Origin of the sequence: Saccharopolyspora hirsuta (assembly GCF_008630535.1) — a bacterium.
In the GTDB taxonomy this organism is placed as follows: Bacteria; Actinomycetota; Actinomycetes; order Mycobacteriales; family Pseudonocardiaceae; genus Saccharopolyspora; species Saccharopolyspora hirsuta.
This window is the reverse complement of record NZ_VWPH01000013.1, coordinates 87,114-103,798: the sequence shown is the minus strand read 5'-3', so window position 1 is coordinate 103,798 and position 16,685 is coordinate 87,114. Positions and strand designations below refer to the sequence as shown.

Annotated in this window: 20 protein-coding genes; 15 read left to right on the top strand and 5 right to left on the bottom strand. The window is 70.9% G+C overall.

Features of this window, described 5'->3' with window-relative positions; all coding sequences use genetic code 11:
• Window positions 1-119: 119 nt before the first annotated feature.
• Window positions 120-1,073, bottom strand: a complete 954-nt coding sequence (gene mshD, locus F1721_RS26060; RefSeq protein ID WP_211840631.1) for a mycothiol synthase — start codon at window positions 1,071-1,073, stop codon at window positions 120-122.
• Between the two features lie 134 nt (window positions 1,074-1,207).
• Here mshD and F1721_RS26055 point away from each other — a divergent pair, with 134 nt between their 5' ends.
• Complete coding sequence (locus F1721_RS26055; RefSeq protein WP_246155312.1) at window positions 1,208-2,431, top strand: APC family permease; 1,224 nt, start codon at window positions 1,208-1,210, stop codon at window positions 2,429-2,431.
• Window positions 2,432-2,630: 199 nt separating this feature from the next.
• Here F1721_RS26055 and F1721_RS26050 read toward each other — a convergent pair whose 3' ends face one another.
• A complete protein-coding gene (locus F1721_RS26050) occupies window positions 2,631-3,377 on the bottom strand; it encodes a response regulator transcription factor (RefSeq protein ID WP_150069421.1) in 747 nt (248 codons plus the stop codon).
• A 186-nt stretch (window positions 3,378-3,563) separates the two neighbouring features.
• Here F1721_RS26050 and F1721_RS26045 point away from each other — a divergent pair, with 186 nt between their 5' ends.
• The 7 genes from F1721_RS26045 (at window position 3,564) to F1721_RS26020 (ending at window position 7,547) form a co-directional block, all read left to right on the top strand.
• Window positions 3,564-4,322: an alpha/beta hydrolase gene (locus tag F1721_RS26045; RefSeq protein ID WP_246155311.1), complete on the top strand. Its 759-nt coding sequence runs from the start codon at window positions 3,564-3,566 to the stop codon at window positions 4,320-4,322.
• Between the two features lie 43 nt (window positions 4,323-4,365).
• A complete protein-coding gene (locus F1721_RS26040; protein ID WP_150069419.1) occupies window positions 4,366-5,169 on the top strand; it encodes an LmeA family phospholipid-binding protein in 804 nt (267 codons plus the stop codon).
• A complete protein-coding gene (locus F1721_RS26035; protein ID WP_150069418.1) occupies window positions 5,166-5,606 on the top strand; it encodes a TlpA family protein disulfide reductase in 441 nt (146 codons plus the stop codon). Before F1721_RS26040 ends, F1721_RS26035 begins: the two co-directional genes overlap by 4 nt.
• A 99-nt stretch (window positions 5,607-5,705) precedes the next feature.
• Entirely contained in the window at window positions 5,706-5,780 is a 75-nt protein-coding gene (locus F1721_RS35690) for a putative leader peptide (protein ID WP_350945149.1), read from the top strand.
• A gap of 106 nt (window positions 5,781-5,886) precedes the next feature.
• Window positions 5,887-6,336, top strand: a complete 450-nt coding sequence (locus F1721_RS26030) for a DUF4395 domain-containing protein (protein WP_150069417.1) — start codon at window positions 5,887-5,889, stop codon at window positions 6,334-6,336.
• A gap of 30 nt (window positions 6,337-6,366) precedes the next feature.
• Window positions 6,367-7,215, top strand: coding sequence for a sulfurtransferase (locus F1721_RS26025; RefSeq protein WP_150069416.1), 849 nt, complete (start codon window positions 6,367-6,369; stop codon window positions 7,213-7,215).
• Between the two features lie 29 nt (window positions 7,216-7,244).
• Window positions 7,245-7,547 (top strand): DUF1416 domain-containing protein, encoded by a 303-nt coding sequence (locus tag F1721_RS26020; protein ID WP_150069415.1) that lies wholly within the window; start codon window positions 7,245-7,247, stop codon window positions 7,545-7,547.
• A 106-nt stretch (window positions 7,548-7,653) separates the two neighbouring features.
• Here the strand turns inward: F1721_RS26020 and F1721_RS26015 are convergent, their stop codons facing one another.
• Entirely contained in the window at window positions 7,654-8,394 is a 741-nt protein-coding gene (locus F1721_RS26015) for a class I SAM-dependent methyltransferase (protein WP_150069414.1), read from the bottom strand.
• A gap of 224 nt (window positions 8,395-8,618) precedes the next feature.
• On the opposite strand from F1721_RS26015, the gene F1721_RS26010 reads away from it, so the two are divergent.
• The gene (locus F1721_RS26010) at window positions 8,619-9,260 is read left to right on the top strand and encodes a heme-binding beta-barrel domain-containing protein (protein ID WP_150069413.1); all 642 of its coding nucleotides are present in this window, start codon (window positions 8,619-8,621) and stop codon (window positions 9,258-9,260) included.
• 117 nt (window positions 9,261-9,377) lie between these two features.
• Entirely contained in the window at window positions 9,378-9,896 is a 519-nt protein-coding gene (locus F1721_RS26005; protein WP_150069412.1) for a DinB family protein, read from the top strand.
• A 442-nt stretch (window positions 9,897-10,338) separates the two neighbouring features.
• Here the strand turns inward: F1721_RS26005 and F1721_RS26000 are convergent, their stop codons facing one another.
• Window positions 10,339-11,187 carry an aminodeoxychorismate lyase gene (locus tag F1721_RS26000; RefSeq protein ID WP_150069411.1) on the bottom strand — a complete coding sequence of 283 codons (849 nt, stop codon included), beginning with the start codon at window positions 11,185-11,187 and terminating at the stop codon, window positions 10,339-10,341.
• Between the two features lie 122 nt (window positions 11,188-11,309).
• Between F1721_RS26000 and F1721_RS25995 the strand changes: the two genes are divergently transcribed.
• The 4 genes from F1721_RS25995 to F1721_RS25980 all read left to right on the top strand — a co-directional run bounded on the left by F1721_RS25995 (window position 11,310) and on the right by F1721_RS25980 (window position 14,782).
• Window positions 11,310-11,738 (top strand): Fur family transcriptional regulator, encoded by a 429-nt coding sequence (locus tag F1721_RS25995; RefSeq protein ID WP_246155310.1) that lies wholly within the window; start codon window positions 11,310-11,312, stop codon window positions 11,736-11,738.
• A 49-nt stretch (window positions 11,739-11,787) separates the two neighbouring features.
• On the top strand, window positions 11,788-12,930 hold the full coding sequence (gene ygfZ / locus F1721_RS25990) for a CAF17-like 4Fe-4S cluster assembly/insertion protein YgfZ (RefSeq protein ID WP_170301604.1): 1,143 nt from the start codon (window positions 11,788-11,790) through the stop codon (window positions 12,928-12,930).
• An 89-nt stretch (window positions 12,931-13,019) separates the two neighbouring features.
• Window positions 13,020-13,580, top strand: a complete 561-nt coding sequence (locus F1721_RS25985) for an RsiG family protein (RefSeq protein WP_150069410.1) — start codon at window positions 13,020-13,022, stop codon at window positions 13,578-13,580.
• 392 nt (window positions 13,581-13,972) lie between these two features.
• On the top strand, window positions 13,973-14,782 hold the full coding sequence (locus F1721_RS25980; protein WP_150069409.1) for a methyltransferase domain-containing protein: 810 nt from the start codon (window positions 13,973-13,975) through the stop codon (window positions 14,780-14,782).
• Between the two features lie 29 nt (window positions 14,783-14,811).
• Here F1721_RS25980 and F1721_RS25975 read toward each other — a convergent pair whose 3' ends face one another.
• The gene (locus F1721_RS25975; RefSeq protein ID WP_150069408.1) at window positions 14,812-15,690 is read right to left on the bottom strand and encodes a DUF8083 family protein; all 879 of its coding nucleotides are present in this window, start codon (window positions 15,688-15,690) and stop codon (window positions 14,812-14,814) included.
• Window positions 15,691-15,915: 225 nt separating this feature from the next.
• Between F1721_RS25975 and F1721_RS25970 the strand changes: the two genes are divergently transcribed.
• Window positions 15,916-16,104 (top strand): DUF3073 domain-containing protein, encoded by a 189-nt coding sequence (locus F1721_RS25970; RefSeq protein WP_150069407.1) that lies wholly within the window; start codon window positions 15,916-15,918, stop codon window positions 16,102-16,104.
• Window positions 16,105-16,685 lie beyond the last annotated feature (581 nt).

The window sequence follows — 16,685 nt, the reverse complement described above, 5'->3', positions numbered from 1 at the left end:
CCCTCGCCATTCAGGTGAACGAGAGGTGAACAAGGCACGCTTAGTAAGCAGACGCACATACCTTCGGGGGAACAAAGGCGCGAATCCGGGTTGTGTTCGTGACGCACAGCACGGGACGGTCAGCGTCCGAATTGCACGTCCACATCCCATTTCGCGAACCCCAATCGCTGGTACACCTTGACGGCCGGGGCGTTGTCCGCCTCGACGTAGAGCATCACCTGGCGGCAGCCAGTGTCGCTCAGGTGTCGCAATCCGGCCACTGTGAGTGACCGGCCCAGCCCGCCGCCTTGCGCGTCCGGGTCCACCCCGACGACGTAGACCTCACCCGTCCCGTCCGGGTGCACCTTCGTCCAGTGGAATCCGAGCAGCTCGTCGCGGTCGTCCACGGCCAGGAAGAACCCGGCCGGGTCGAACCAGTCCTCGCGCTCCTTCATCCGCAGGTCCTGCTCGGTCATGCCGCCCTGCTCGGGGTGCCAGGAGAACGCCCGGTGGTTGACCGCCACCACGGCGGCCTCGTCGCGGTCCGGCCGGAAGGTGCGCAGGTGCACGCCCTCCCGCAGCTCGACCTCCGGCAGCTCCGGCTCGGCCAGGTCCCGGCCCATCCGCCACAGCTCGCGCGGGCGGCTGAACCCGTACCGCTCGGCCAGCCGCACCGCGCCCGGGTGCTCGCCGTGCGACCAGATCCGCAGCCGGGCGGTGTCCGGGGCGGGTTCGAGGGAGAGCTCGGCGCGGTCCAGCAGCGCCTCGACCAGGCGCGCGCCCGCCCCCTTGCGGCGGTGGTCCGGGTGCACCGCGAGCTCGGCGACCAGCTGACCGGAGGTCTTCTCGTGCTCGGTGTCCAGGTGCGCGTACCCGATGAGGCTGCTGCCCGCGTCCCGCAGCACGAAGTGCTCGGAGCGCACGTCGGCCTGCACCGGCTCGATCTGGTGGATGACGTCGCGGTGCGCCTTCAAGCGCAGGATCACGTGCTCGCCGACCGGGGCCACCCCGTCGGCCTCCTCGGTCTTCTCGAGCAGGCCCATGACCTCGGCCGCTTCCCTGCTGTCCAGTCCATTTCGCCAAGTCAGCTGCACGCCACCGACGTTACCCAGCTTCCCGCCCGATGACGCGGGAAGAGTGCCGGGGAATCCTCACCCCGCCGCGCTTGCGGTGCTCGCGCCCGGTGGCCGAAGGTTGCTGCGACCCGCCCGGAAGCGAGGACCACCGCGTGCCCCCACTCCACCGACGGCTGACCACCGCCGACGCCGTGGTGATCGGCCTCGGCTCCATGATCGGAGCGGGCCTGTTCAGCGCCTTCGCCCCAGCAGCGGCAGCGGCGGGCTCGGCGCTGCTGATCAGCCTGCTGCTGGCGGCGATCATCGCGTTCTGCAACGCGACCAGCTCCGCAGCCCTGGCCGCGCAACACCCGGCAGCGGGCGGAACCTACGTCTACGGCCGCGAACGCCTCGGCCCGTTCTGGGGCTTCCTCGCGGGCTGGGGCTTCGTGATCGGCAAGACGGCCTCCTGCGCGGCGATGGCCCTGACCGCCGCCGAGTACCTCCTCCCCGCCCACGCCGAGCCCGCCGCCGCGGCGTTCGCCGCGGCTCTGGGCGCGGTGAACTACGTCGGCATCACGCGCACCGCGAAGCTCGCTCGCATCCTGCTCGCGCTGACGCTCGCCGCGCTCGCAGCTTCGCTGGTCGCGGTGTGGCTCGGCGGCGCCTCGGCTCCCGCCTCGGCGCTGCCGCCTGCGCCGCTGGGCGTGCTGCAGGCCTCCGGCCTGCTCTTCTTCGCCTTCGCGGGCTACGCCCGCATCGCGACGCTCGGCGAGGAGGTCCGCGATCCGCAGCGCACGATCCCCCGCGCGATCCCGATCGCGCTCGGGATCGTGGTGTGCCTGTACTTCGCGGTGGGGATCACGCTGCTGGTGGCGCTCGGCCCGGATCTCGCGACGTCGTCGGCCCCGCTGGCCGACGCGGTGCGCGCGGGCGACCTGCCGCAGCTCGCGCCGTTCGCCGTGGTCGGCGCCGGGGTGGCGGCGCTCGGTGCGCTGCTCGCGCTGCTCGCCGGGGTCGGCCGGACGACGCTGGCGATGGCCAGGGAGCACGACCTGCCCGCACCGCTGGCCGCGATCCACCCGCGCTTCGCCACCCCGCACCGCGCGGAACTGCTGATCGTCGCGGCGGTGGTGGTGCTCGTGCTGGTCGCGGACCTGCGCGGCGCGATCGGCTTCTCGTCGTTCGGGGTGCTGGTCTACTACGCGATCGCCAACGCTTCGGCGCTCACCCTGCCGCCCTCGCAGCGCTGGTTCCCCCGCGCCCTCCCGGCCCTCGGCCTCGCGGGCTGCGCGGTCCTCGCCTTCGCCCTGCCCTGGACCTCGGTCCTCGCAGGCCTGGCCTGCTTCGCCGTCGGCGCCGCCCTCTGGGCCTGGCGCCACCGCCGGACGTCCTGACACCCCGCAGTTTCAATTGAAACTGCGATCTCCGCGCACGGCCGACCGCAGTTTCAATTGAAACTGCGGTCCCACGGCGCGTCGGGCGCCCGACGCACCGGCGCATGTGGACAGAACCGCCGTCCGACGTGGAGAAACCCGCGATTTCAATGGAAATCGGATGTCCGATTTCCATTGAAATCGCGGGGGGGACCGCAGGTCAGCGGGAGAGGGCGGTCTCCCGGGCCGGGGTTTCGAGGTCCGCGCGCTCGGCGGCTTCCGCCTCGATCGGGGTGCTGCTGCGGTTCGGGCGGACGAACTTGTAGCCCACGTTGCGGACCGTGCCGATCATCGCGTCGTGCTCCGGGCCGAGCTTCGCGCGCAGGCGGCGGACGTGGACGTCGACCGTGCGGGTGCCGCCGAAGAAGTCGTAGCCCCAGACCTCCTGCAGCAGCTGGGCCCGGGTGAACACCCGGCCCGCGTGCTGGGCCAGGTACTTGAGCAGCTCGAACTCCTTGTAGGTGAGCTCCAGCGCCCGACCCTTCAGCCGCGCGGTGTAGGTGGCCTCCTCGATCACCAGGTCGCCGACGCTCAGCGATCCGTCGCCGCTGCTGCTCGCGTCGCCGTGCCGGGAGAGCAGCAGGCGCAGCCGGGCGTCGACCTCCGCCGGGCCGGTGGTCGGCAGCAGGATCTCGTCCACCCCCCACTCGGCGCTGATGGTGACCAGTCCGCCCTCGTTGACCAGCGCGACCACCGGCACGTCACCGGCGGAGAGCAGGCGGCACAGGTCGCGGGCGCCGACCAGGTCGGTGCGGGCGTCGACCAGGATCACCTCGTGCGCGCCGCCGGGCAGGACCGACCCGGGGTCGGCGGGCAGCACGCGCACCCGGTGCGGGAGCAGGGCGAGCGCGGGCAGGACCGCTTCGCAATCTGGTTCGCTGGTCAGCAGCAGCATTTCGGAGCTCATCTGGAGGGCCTCCGTCCCCAAGGCGATAACCCGACGTCCGGGCAGGGAGTGGCCAGCCGCGCGCGGCGGATGACTCGGCGTCGTTGCCTGTGGATGGCAAGGAGAATAACCGACATGCAGCGGAAAAGCCCAGGTCCAACGGGCCGCATCACATTTGTGAACAGCAGTCGACCGCGTGTTACGCGCGTGTGTCGCCCGCGCGCGGTCGAGCTGTCGGCCGCCGACGGAACCGCGCTGCGCGGCCAGCTGCTGACCGGTCCCGGGCTGCCCGCCGACCTCGGGTTCGTCGTCGGGCACGGCTTCACCAACCACACCCGCAAGCCCACCCTGCAGCGGATCCTGCACCGCCTGGCCCGGCGGGCCCCGGTGCTCGCGGTCGACTTCCGCGGGCACGGGCGGTCCGGCGGCCGCACCACCGTCGGCCCGGCCGAGGCGCTGGACATCGACGCCGCCGTCGCGCGCCTGCGCGAGCTCGGCTGCCGCCGGGTCGTCACGATCGGCTTCTCGCTGGGCGGTTCGGTGGTGCTGCGCCAGGCCGCGCTGGGCTCCGCGCCGGACGCGGTGGTCGCGGTGAGCAGCCCCGCCCGCTGGTGGGTGCGCGACACGCCCGCGATGCGCCGGGTGCACTGGCTGCTGGAGCAGCCGCACGGCCGGTTGAGCGCGCGGCTGCTGGGCGTCCGCCTCGCGCCGCCCTGGGACGAGGTGCCGGTCTCGCCGATCGAGCTGGTCCCGCGCATCCCGGTGCCTCAGCTGATCGTGCACGGTGCACAGGACCACTACTTCCCGGCGGCCGACGCGGTCGCGCTCAGCGAAGCAGGTGGCGGCGAGTTGTGGCTGGAAGCGGGCATGCGGCACGCGGAGAGCGCGACCACGCCGGACTTGGTGGACCGCATCGCGCGGTGGGCGGCCGATACAGTGGGGCCACCCGATCGTGGCGGTCGCTGACGCCCGCCGACCCACCCCTGCCCCGACAGAAACGGACCGCTCGGTGAAGAAGCTCGTCATCGCCCTCGTCATCATCGCGGGTCTGCTGGTGGGCGCCGACTTCGGCGGCGCCGCCATCGCCGAGTACCAGGTGTCGAAGAAGGTCGCCGAGCAGCTGAAGCTGCGCGAGAACCCCGAGGTGCGGATCAACGGCTTCCCGTTCCTCACCCAGGTGATCGCCGGGAACTACCGCGACGTGCAGATGGCGGCCGACGCCGTGCAGGTCGGCCCGTTCAACGAGGTCGGCATCGAGGCCGACCTGCACGGGGCGAAGGTGTCCACCTCCGAGCTGATCGCCGGGACCGCCGACCACCTCACGGTGGACGAGCTGGTCGGCCGGGTGAAGCTCAAGGCCTCCGACGTGGCCCGGCTGATCGGCATCCAGGACCTCACCATCAACCCCGCCGCCAAGGACGCGCTGGCCGACGAGGACGGCAGCATCAGCGCCGCCGACGAGCAGCTGGCCGCCGGCACCGACCGCACCAAGGCGGTGGTGCAGCTCGACGGCACCGTGAACATCGCCGGATCCGACAACAAGGTGCGGGTGATCGCGGTCCTGTCGCTGGTCAACGGCAAGATGCAGATCGAGCCGCGGAAGCTGGACCTGAACAACAGCACCTTCGGCGCGATCGAGCTGCCGTCGATCTTCGAGAAGTCGGTGCTCAAGCAGTTCAGCACCACGCTGGACCCGGGCATGCTGCCGTTCGAGGTCAAGCCCACCGCGGTGCGCGCCGAGCGCGGCGCGCTGGTCGTCGAGGGCATCGCGGACAACGTCACGATCAGCGCCGACGGGGTGACCACCGGGTGAGCCCGGGCACCTGGGCGCTGCTGATCGCCGTGGCCGCGGCGCTGCTGATCGGCGCGGTGTGGAAGTCCCGGCAGGGCAAGGTCCGCGAGAGGAACGGCGGGGAGAACGTGACCGACCTCCTTCCCGAGGCGCTGCAGCAGCGGCTCGCCGACGCCCCGGACCAGGACGCGAAGGTGACGCTGCTGCAGCTGTCGACGACGTTCTGCGCGCCGTGCCGCCACACCCGCGTCCTGCTGGCCGACTTCGCGCAGCGCACCGAGGGCGTCCGCCACGTGGAGGTGGACCTCACCGACCACCCGGAGTGGTCCACGCCCCTCCGCGTCCACACCACCCCGACGACCCTCGTCCTGGACGCCACCGGCGCCGAGCTGTTCCGCATCAGCGGCGTCCCCCACCGCACCAACCTCGCCACCGCCCTCGAACCCCACCTGGCCTGACCCCGGGCCGGGGGCACTACTCCGGGTGACGGTCGGGGTCGGCGTCTCACCCTGTGAACAGGGTTCCCGCTGATCGGTCCAGGCGGTAGCCTCCGTGGCGTGCATGTACTGCTGACCCGAAGGCGCGCGGTCGATCTCTGCCGCGTGGGTAGCAGCCTGTGTTGCGGGCACTGACCGGGCGGTAGTACGTCTCGCACCTCGCACGGCCGTGTCGTGGCGACGGTGCGCGCTCCCACCGCCTGACGGACTCGGCAGCCGAAGTCCACAGTCAGGAGGCCCCATGTCTGCCGGAACGCTCGACCCCCGCGGCGTCCGCTTCACCGCCGGGATGACCAGCGCGATCCTCGCCCTCGGGCTGATCACCGCCAGCTGGCGGGTGCTGGCCGCCCAGATGGTGCTGTTCGGGATGTGCGCGTTCCTCGGGATGCGGCTCAACCCGTGGGGTTTCGTGTACCGGCAGGCGGTGCAGCCGCGACTGTCCCCGATCGACCCGGCCGAGCGCGAGGACCCGGCACCCGTCCGGTTCTCGCAGGGGGTCGGGTTCGCGTTCGCCCTGGTGGCCACCGTCGGCTATGCGGCCGGGTGGACCACCCTGGGCCTCGTCGCGAACGCGTTCGCGCTGGTCGCCGCGTTGCTGAACGCGGTGTTCGGCTACTGCCTCGGTTGCCAGCTGTACCTGGTGCTCCGGCGCTTGGCGCCCGCCGGGGCGTCCACTTCAGACACCCGCTGAACCACCGAAGATCAACGAAGGAGTCGCTCGATGAGCCGCGCAGAGGTCCTGGTTTCCACCGAGTGGGCCGAGCAGAACCTGAACACCGCCGGGGTGGTGTTCGCCGAGGTGGACGAGGACACCACCGCCTACGACGGCGGCCACATCCCCGGCGCCATCAAGCTGGACTGGAAGAACGAGCTCCAGGACCACGTGCGCCGTGACTTCGTCGACCGCGAGGGCTTCCAGAAGCTGCTGTCCGCCAAGGGCATCAGCAACGACGACACGGTGATCCTGTACGGCGGCAACAACAACTGGTTCGCCGCCTACGCCTACTGGTACTTCAAGCTCTACGGGCACGCCGACGTCAAGCTGCTCGACGGCGGCCGCAAGAAGTGGGAGCTGGACGGCCGCGAGCTCACCAAGGAGGAGCCGAACCGGCCCGCCACCACCTACCAGGCGCAGGAGCCGGACACCTCGATCCGCGCGTTCCGCGACGAGGTCGTCGACGCGATCGGCAACAAGAACCTGGTCGACGTGCGCTCCCCCGACGAGTTCGCGGGCAAGCTGCTCGCCCCGGCCCACCTGCCGCAGGAGTCGGCGCAGCGCGCCGGGCACATCCCGTCGGCGATCAACGTGCCGTGGAGCAAGGCCGCGAACGAGGACGGCACCTTCAAGTCCGACGAGGAGCTGAAGGAGATCTACGCCGAGGCGGGCCTGGACACCTCCAAGGACACCATCGCCTACTGCCGGATCGGCGAGCGCTCCTCGCACACCTGGTTCGTCCTGCGCGAGCTCCTGGGCAACACCAACGTCAAGAACTACGACGGCTCCTGGACCGAGTACGGCTCGCTGGTCGGCGTCCCGATCGAGAACCCGGCCGAAGCCGCCAAGAACTGAAGCAGATCCCCGGACTGTGAGGAGATGACATGAGCAGCGGATGCGGAGCGCCGCAGCAGTCGGCGACGGCGGTGGCCGAGGACACCGACCAGGTCGTGGTGGCCGGGAAGGTGCGGGCCGGGGACCAGCCGGTCGGCGGAGCTTTCGTCCGCCTGCTGGACTCCTCCGGCGAGTTCACCGCGGAGGTGGTCTCCTCCCCGGAGGGCGACTTCCGCTTCTACGCCGCCCCCGGTGACTGGACGGTCCGAGCCCTCCACCGCGACGGCAAGGGCCAGTCCACCGTCTCCACCGCGGGCCCCGGCGTGCACGCGGTGGACATCGCGGTCGCCTGACGCAGCGATTCCTTCGAAGCGAGGGGCACCTCCCGCGGCGGGAGGTGCCCCTCGTTTGTCGTGAGCGGCAACGGCCGCAAGAGCGACCATCGCCGCTCACGACTGATCAGCGCTTGGAGCGGAGGAGGGCGAAGGCGCGCTCGTCGCGGTCCTGGGCGCTCGGGTTGGAGTCCTCGGTGCAGCCGACCGTGGTGAAGTCGACGACCTCCCAGCCGGTGCGGTCGAACAGGCGGCGCAGCCCCGCCTCGCTGAAGATCCAGAAGTTGGTCGCGTCGTTGTTCGCCTCGGTCGGGTCCAGCAGGTAGGCCACCGGCTGCTGCTGGATGCGGGTGCCGTCCGGGGTGAGCTGCGCGATCCGGGTCGAGACGAAGCACAGGTCGGCGCGCTCGGCCAGCCGCTCCAGCACGAAGAACGGGTTCTTCAGGTGGTAGAGCAGCCCGAGGAAGAACACCGCGCCGTAGTTCTCGGCGGGCAGCTCGAACTGCGCGTCCAGGTCGATCTCGTGCACCTGGACCTTCGAGTCCAGCTCGGTCACCAGCCGCCGCGCGCCGCGCAGGCCGTTGAAGTTGGTCGGCGCGTTGTCGATCACGTCCACCTGGCAGCCCAGCTCGGCCTCCAGGAAGAACCCGAAGTCGCCGTCGGCCGCGCCGATGTCGGCGACCCTGGTGCCCGCGATCCGGTCGAACACCTGCCGCTGCGGCCCGCTGAGCAGCGCGTCCAGGTGGAAGATGTTGGCCATCGTGTCGTACGGGTACCAGCCGAAGTCGCTGGGCGCGATCTCGTCCTTGCGCGCCAGCAGGTCCTCGCGGAAGGCCAGCGCCCGCTCGCGCAACGTCTCGAAGTCCATGTGATTCCCGTCCCGGCTGTCGGTGCCCGCCAGATCATGCCCGACGCCACACTCCGCCGGGCCCGTTCGATGGTTATTCTTTGCCCGTGGAACTTATCGACTTCCTGCACTACGGCCTCGTCACCCTCGTCGGCCTCGCGGCGGTGGCCACCATCTGGTTCGCCGCCTACGTGGTGTACCGCCTGTACAGCGACTGATCCGGGGCTACCGGTAGCCTTCCCACCGTGACTGCAACGCCCAACGAACCGCAGCGCGGCAGCGGTGACGCCGCAGTCGCCGCAGCCGCCGAGCGCGCCAAGCTCACCGCGCACCGCAACGTGCCGGAGTTCGAGGACCTGCCCGGCCCGGGCGACACGGCCAACCTGCGCCTGGGGCCGTCGCTGAACGACGCGTGCCTGGCGCTGCTGCCGATGGTCGGCGTGTGGCGCGGCGAGGGCGAGGCCTCGCACCCGTCGCTCGACGAGACCTACCGCTTCATCCAGCAGGTCACGATCGCGCACGACGGGCGCCCGTTCCTGACCTACGAGAGCCGCGCGTGGCGGCTCACCGGGGAGGGCGGCGAGGTCGTCGGACCGGCGTTCCGGGAGACCGGCTTCTTCCGCCCGCAGCCGGACGACACCATCGAGCTGCTGATCCTGCACGAGACGGGCGTCGCGGAGATGTTCTTCGGCAAGCCGACCGCCCAGACCACCTGGCAGTTCGGCACCGACGCGGTCCTGCGCACCCCGACCAGCGAGGACGTTTCCGCGGCCAGCCGCCTCTACGGCGTGGTCGAGGGCGCGCTGGCCTACGTCGAGGAGCGCGCGACCTCCGAGCACGAGCTCCAGCCGCGCCTGTCCGCCAAGCTGGACCGCGTCGTCGGCTGACCCGAGCACCGCACGCCCGCGCTGATCGCGCAGCGCGGGCGTTGTGCTGCTCGCCGAGCGGTGTCGGTCCTGCCCACTAGGTTCGTCGGTGACGACGGCGATTCGAGGTGGGCAACGATGACCAGCAAGGACACCCTGACCGGCGAGCGCGCCGACATCCTGGAGCTGCTGCAGGCGCACCGCGGCTTCCTCCGGTACGCGGTGCAGAACCTGACCGAGGAGCAGATCCGCTCCCGGCCCACCAAGAGCGAGCTGTGCCTCGGCGGGCTGATCAAGCACGTCACGGCGGTGGAGCGCCAGTGGGCCGACTTCATCCGCAACGGCCGCAAGTTCGACGCCTACGACGAGGCGGTGTTCGCCGAGCACGCGGCGACCTTCCAGGTGACCGACGAGGACACGCTGGAGGCGCTGCTGGCCGACTACGACGAGGTCGCGCGGGCCACCGACGAGATCGTCGCGACCCTGCCGGACCTGGACCTGTCCCACCAGCTGCCGGAGGCGCCGTGGGACGAGGAGAAGGGCAAGCGCTGGACGGTGCGCCGGGTCCTGCTGCACATCGCGGCGGAGACCGCCCAGCACTCCGGCCACGCGGACATCATCCGCGAGACCATCGACGGCCAGAAGACGATGGGCTGACCGTCCCGGGCTCCGGCTCCGGAACCGGTGGACCGCGATTTCAATGGAAATCGAAGGTCTGATTTCAATGGAAGTTGCGCACCGTCGGCGTGTCGGACCCCGACACGCCGACGGCTGTGGACAACCCGCACGATTTCAATGGAAATCGGAGGTCCAATTTCCATTGAAATCGTTCATCCTGCCCGTGGACCGCAGCTGCGAAGGGCGACCGGCACCGATCGGCGAGGGTCGCATGCGCCGCAGGCGCATAGCCCACCCTCGCAACCGGCACCGCCGCGGGTTCTCAGCGTTCGCCTGGCGAGGACGGCCCAACTGCCGTGTATTGGCATACATAAAGTTGGGACCCCGCAGTCCAGGCGGGCGCTGAGGTTCCGCCACCGGCACCGCCACGCAGAACGAGGTTGGAAAAACCTCACTGAAATCGCGGCAGCACGGGGTCGGATCAGTAGTTGGACTCGTAGAGCCGGGTGATCTCGGCGTGCAGCTCCGGGTCGGCCTTGATCGCGGTGCCGTCGATGGTGTGCACCTGGGTCACCAGCCGCACGCTGGAGCACAGCCACACGCCGTCCGCCTCGAACAGCGCCGAGGTCGGGAACTTCGCCACCTCGGTCCGCCAGCCCGCCTGCTCGGCGGCGCGGAACAGCGCGCCCTGCGTGGTGCCCTGCAGGATGCCGGAGCTCGGCGGGGTGGTCAGCAGGGTGCGGCCCTGGGCGATCACCACCGTGGAGGTCGGGCCCTCCAGCACCGAGTCGTCGGTCGCGGTGAAGATGACCTCCTCCGCGCCGCGCGACTCGGCCTCCCGCATGGCGGCCATGTTCACCGCGTACGACAGGGTCTTCGCGGACAGCAGCAGCCAGGGCGCGCGGTCCATCAGGTCCGGCGCGAAGCCGCGCTCCAGCGTCACGGCCGCGACGCCGTCGCGGCGCTTGCGCCGGGTGTCCTCGCCGATCTGCATGCCCATCGCGAAGCCGTGCGGCGTGCCGTCCCCGCCGTCGATGCCGCGGGTGCACACCAGCTTCAGGGCCATCTCCGGGTCGGTGTCCCACGGCCAGTTGTCGATCACCGCCTGGACCGCCCGCTCCCACGCGGCGCGCTCGGGCAGCCGCATCTGCATCAGCCGGGCGGACCGCTCCAGCCGGTCCAGGTGCGGGCCGATCTCCCGCGGCTGCCGATCGGCGACGAGGATCGTCTCGAAGATCCCGTCACCGCGCATCACCCCCAGGTCGTCGGCGCGGAACAGCGGAGCCTCCGGGTCGGCGATCGTCCCGTCCAAAAGTGCCAGTACGCGCATGCCGGAAGCGTAGAACCTCCAGCGCCCGGAGCTGGGGCGGGTCGCGCACGCGTCCGGCGGGCGGCGCTGCGGAGTTACGATCGGACGTGCCGACCGGAGCGCGCCGAGCACAGGAGCGGGCATTGAGCGACCAGGGATCGCTGCGCAGCACCTTGCACCAACGTGGCATGCGGATGACGCCGCAGCGCCAGCTGGTGCTGGACGCGGTGCGCGAGCTCGGCCACGCGACACCGGAGCAGGTCTGCCGCAAGGTGCAGGGCACCGCGTCCACGGTCAACATCACCACCGTCTACCGCGCGCTCGACCTGCTGGAGGAGCTCGGCCTGGTGCGGCACACGCACCTCGGGCACGGCGCACCCACCTACTCCGTCGAGGAACACGAGCACGTCCACCTCGCCTGCCACCGCTGCGGGGAGATCGACGAGGTGCCGACCGAGACGCTCGACGAGCTGGCCGACCAGCTGCGCCGCGAGCGCGGCTTCGAACTGGACGCCACCCACCTCGCGCTGTCCGGCACCTGCCGGAGCTGCCGCGCGACCGAGGCGGGCTGATGGCCCGCACGCCCGACCGGGCACCCGAGCAACACACCGAGGAGCGCTGATGAGTTCACCCCTGTTGGACCTGCCGGGTGCGGTACCCGCACCGGAGGACGCGGTGGACGTGAGCGTGCCCTGGCACTTCGGCGACCCGTTCGCCGAGCAGCGCTCCGCCAGCCGGTCCGCGGTGCTGGTGGACCGCTCCCACCGGCAGGTGATCGCGGTGCCCGGCGAGGAGCGGTTGAGCTGGCTGCACCTGGTGCTGTCGCAGCACCTGACCGAGCTGCCGGACGGGCAGGGCACCGAGGCGCTAATCCTCGACAGCCACGGCCGGGTGGACTGCCACCTGCTGGTCGCCCACCACGAGGGCGTGGTCTACCTGGACACCGACGCCGGCGCGCAGGCCACCAGCGCGCTGCCGACCATCGGGGTGGACGGCAAGCAGACCGTGCCGGAGTACCTGGAGGCGATGCGCTTCTGGTCCAAAGTGGAGCCCCGGGACGCCACCGCGGAGTTCGCGGTGCTCACCGCGGTCGGCCCGGACGCGGGCGGCATCCTCGCCCAGTTCACGGCGGTCCCGTCCGCGCCGTACGAGGTGAAGCCGCTGCCCGGCGGCGGTTTCGCGCGCAACGTGCCGTTCCGCTCGCTGCCGACGATCGACCTGGTGGTGCCCCGCGAATCGCTGGTCGAGTGGTGGACGAAGCTGACCGACGCGGGCATCCGCCCCTCCGGCACGCTCGCCTTCGAGGCGCTGCGGGTGGAGGCGCTGCGCCCGCGCGTCGGGCTGGACACCGACGACCGCGCGATCCCGCACGAGCTGGGCTGGGTGCACGTGGCCGCGCACGTGGCCAAGGGCTGCTACCGCGGCCAGGAGACGGTGGCCAAGGTCCACAACGTGGGCAAGCCGCCGCGGCGGATGGTGCTGCTGCACCTGGACGGCTCGGTGGAGGTGCAGCCGGAGACCGGCGACCCGGTGTGGCACGGCGACCGCAAGGTCGGCCGGGTCGGCAGCGTGGTGCAGCACCACGAGCTCGGCCCGGTGGCGCTGGCGCTGCTCAAGCGCTCGACCCCGGTGGACGCCGAGCTCGTCGCCGGGGACCCGGCGGAGGACCGGGCGGTGGCCGCGGCGGTGGACCCGGACTCGGTGCCGCCGGACAGCGGGGAGCCGCCGGGGCGGGTCGCCGCGGAGCGGTTGCGCGGCCGGTAGCACCGGGAGATCACCCGGTTCCGCACCGCTTTCGAAACGACATCGCCGAATTGTTGGCGAGTTCGGCCGAATTGCCGGAGGATGGCCACGTGATCGAAGTCCGCCCGGGTGGACGGCGCCGCATCGACAGGGTTCTGTCCCCGGACTACACCAGTGGAATCGAAGGCCGCGCGCTGAGCGAGGTGCGGGCGCTGCGGGACGAGGCGGCGCAGGAGGAGACCGACCTCTCGTACCTGCGCCGCGTGCTGCACGTCCGGATCGACATCGTGCGCGCCGAGCAGCGGCGCCGCGTCGAGGACGGCTCGACCTCGGTGGTCGAGCAGTTGGTGAACATCCTGTCGGACAACGCCGTCGGCCCGGCGACCGGTTCCGGCCGCTACCAGACCACCGAACCGTCGCGGGCGGAGGCGCACCGCAGGCACGTCGAAGCGCTCGTCTCCGACGTCGACCTCTCCAACGTGACCTCGCTGTCCGACGCGAAGCTGGACCAGGCCCTGGAGGCCTACACCGCCGAGGAGGACTCGGTGTCCCAGCGCCGCCGCGAGGTCCAGGGCGTGGTGGACTGCCTGAACGCCGAGATCGCCCGCCGCTACCGCGAAGGAGCGGCATCGGTGGACGACCGCCTCGCGGAGGAGCGGGACCGGCGCTGACGTGACCCCGGTGTCCGAAGTGGATACCGGGGTGCGGTGCGCGTCGCCGGAGGTATCACCGCCTGGGGTTCGGCGGTGGTACCGGGCCGGGTTGGGGTTCGAAGCGGTGGGCGGTCGGCCTGGGTGTGCTGAGATTTCAATCGGAATTGCGTCGTTCTCGACGGAGCCTGCGGTGGTGCCGTGGGCAATTTCAATTGAAATTGCAGTCGTCACCGCCCCTCGGACGGCCGTCCTGGAGGTTGTGGTTCTCGTCGTCGTCCGAAGGGCTGGGTTCGGGGTGTTCTGGCGATTTCGCGCGGAATCGCCGCCTTCGGAAAGGTTCTTCCCTCCCGGAACCCGTTCGCGTTATGCTCATATTCTGGAACATTTCTCCCAGATAGTGAGATGATCTGATGAGTGCGCAGTCGGATACGTACACCCACGGGCACCACGAGAGCGTGCTGCGGTCGCACCGGTGGCGGACCGCCGAGAACTCCGCCGGTTACCTGATCCCGCACCTGCGGGCCGGTGCCAGCGTGCTCGACATCGGTTGCGGGCCCGGGACGATCACGCACGACTTCGCCGCTCTGGTCTCACCCGGTCCCGTGCTGGGCGTCGACAACGTCGACGAGCCGCTGGAGATCGCTCGCGCCGGAGCGGCCGAGCGGGGGCTGGACAACGTCACCTTCGCCAACGCCGATGTCTACGAGCTGCCGTACGCGGACGCGTCCTTCGACGTCGTGCACGCGCACCAGGTGTTGCAGCACCTGACCGACCCCGTCGCCGCGCTGCGCGAGATGCGGCGCGTGTGCCGCCCCGGCGGGGTGGTCGCGGCTCGCGACGCGGACTACGGCGGCATGCGGTGGTCCCCGGAGAACCCCGGCCTGGACCGCTGGTTGGAGCTCTACCGCGACGTCGCCCGGCACAACGAGGCGTACCCCGACGGGGGCAAGTACCTGAAGGCCTGGGCGCTGGCGGCTGGCTTCCGCGAGGTCACCTGCACCGCGACGGCCTGGTGCTTCGCCACGCCCGAAGAGCGCTCCTGGTGGGGCAACCTGTGGGCGGACCGCATCCGCCGCTCGTCCTTCGCCGAACAAGCCCTGGGCCACGGCCTGACGACCCGCGACGAGCTGGAAGACCTGGCGACGGCCTGGCACGAGTGGATCAACGCCGAGGACGGCTGGTTCGCGGTCCTCAACGGCGAGATCATCTGCCACCCCTGACCCGGGCAGCGCGCCACTGGAAATTTCGGTCAGTTGTGGCGTTCGCGGGCGGCGAATTCCGACCAGAAGTCGCGGAGGGACTCATAGCGGGTGGCCACCTCTTCCGCGTCGTCGGCTTCCATCGCGTCGACGATCGCGTGCACGTCCTCGGCCGAGGTGTCCGCTTCCAGGTCGCTGGAGGTCATCAGCTGCACCAGGCCGCCGTAGTCCAGCTCGACCGCCGAGTGCGGGTGGAAGCGCTCCAGCCAGCGGCCCGTCTCGCGGAGGATCCGCGTCGGGCCCTCCTCGCCGATCGACTGGCGGCCGATCGAGTGCGCCCGCGCCACCCGGCGGCGGGCGTCGGCCATCGCCACCCGCCAGCACACCCGGCGCCGGTCCGGCTCGGTGAACACGCAGCGCTCCGTCGGGTCCACCAGCACGAACCAGGGCAGCGGCACGGTCCAGGTCGAGGACAGCACGTGCACCGCGCCGCCCGCCAGCTCGCTGACCACCGCGCTGGCGCGCACCTTGGCCTGCTCCACCGGGACCGTCAGCGCCGCCGTGCGCAGCGGCAGCTCCGAGTCGCCCAGGAAGCCGACCAGCGCCGCCGCGGACCGGCCGCGCAGGTCCAGCGGGCACACCAGGGGGCCCGGGCCGACCGTGGCCGCCGGGGCGCTCGGCACTTCCTTCGGATCGAGCACCAGCACGTCGCCGACGCCCTGCACCGCGCCGTCGGCGGTCTCCCCGGGCAGCAGACGGGGCGGGGCGGCGAGCTGGCTGCGCAGCCAGACGTCCTGCTCCCGGAGCCCCGCGTCGAACGGATCGACCGGCCCCCGCTCCACCGCCGCCGCCAGCTCCTCGCGGAGCGGTGCGTCGAAGGACGACAAGGGCTCGTACACCCTCAGGTAGGCGACGAACGGCTCAGGCACAGCGAGCATCGTGCCAGACCGCCCGGCGGGGCCCGCCGCCGACTCGCGGACGTCGGAAAACGGCGGGGAGTGCGACGTCACCCAAGACACGACCACTCAGACCCGGCACCACGTCGCGTTCAACCGCCTCGACACGGTACGGTAGTTACAGGAAAAGTTGTCGAGATCATGCGGGGCCGACTTTCCCCTGTCCGCCCCGCACACCCTGTGCGAGGGGGTCGAGCCATGGGGCGCGGCCGGGCTAAGGCCAAGCAGACGAAGGTGGCCCGCGAGCTGAAGTACAGTTCCCCGTCCATGGACATCGAGGCGTTGCAGCGCGAGCTGTCCGGCTCGGAGTCCGGCGAGTGGTCCAACGAGGACCGCGAGGACTCGCACGACGACGGGTACGACGACTACGACTACGGCCGACGCTGAAGCACATCTCCACCGAACACGGCGGTTGAACGCTGCTCGCTCGGTGGAACGACGCGTCGCAAGTCGTTCGTCCTACCCGACAGGTGGGAATTGACGAACTCGCAGAGTCCCACATAGGAGGAGCTCACGTGAGTGGCGTCGCCGGGAAACCGGTGACGCCACTCACGTGCGTCTGCTCCAGGGCACCAGCAGCCGAGCGGTGACAACACCGCTCGGCTCCCTGCGTTGACCACCATCAACCACCGAACCCGAACCACCGCAACCGAACACCCAGCAAGATCAACAACCACCACCAGCCGAACCCCACGCCGGTCCCCCAGCAAAAAGCAACACCGCCCCCACCACCGAACCCACAGCAGCGAGCAGAGCTCGGCGATCACCCATCGCCAGGCGAACGGCGAAGCCGCGTCCAACGAGCAAAAACGACCAGCGCTCCCACCACCAAGGCAACCGCAGCAAGGGGAACTCGGCGATCAGCCATCGTCAGGCAAGCGGCGAAGCCACGTCCAACGAGCGATCACTGACCAGCGCCCCCACCATCGAACCCACGGCAGCGAGCAGAGCTCGGCGATCAGCCATCG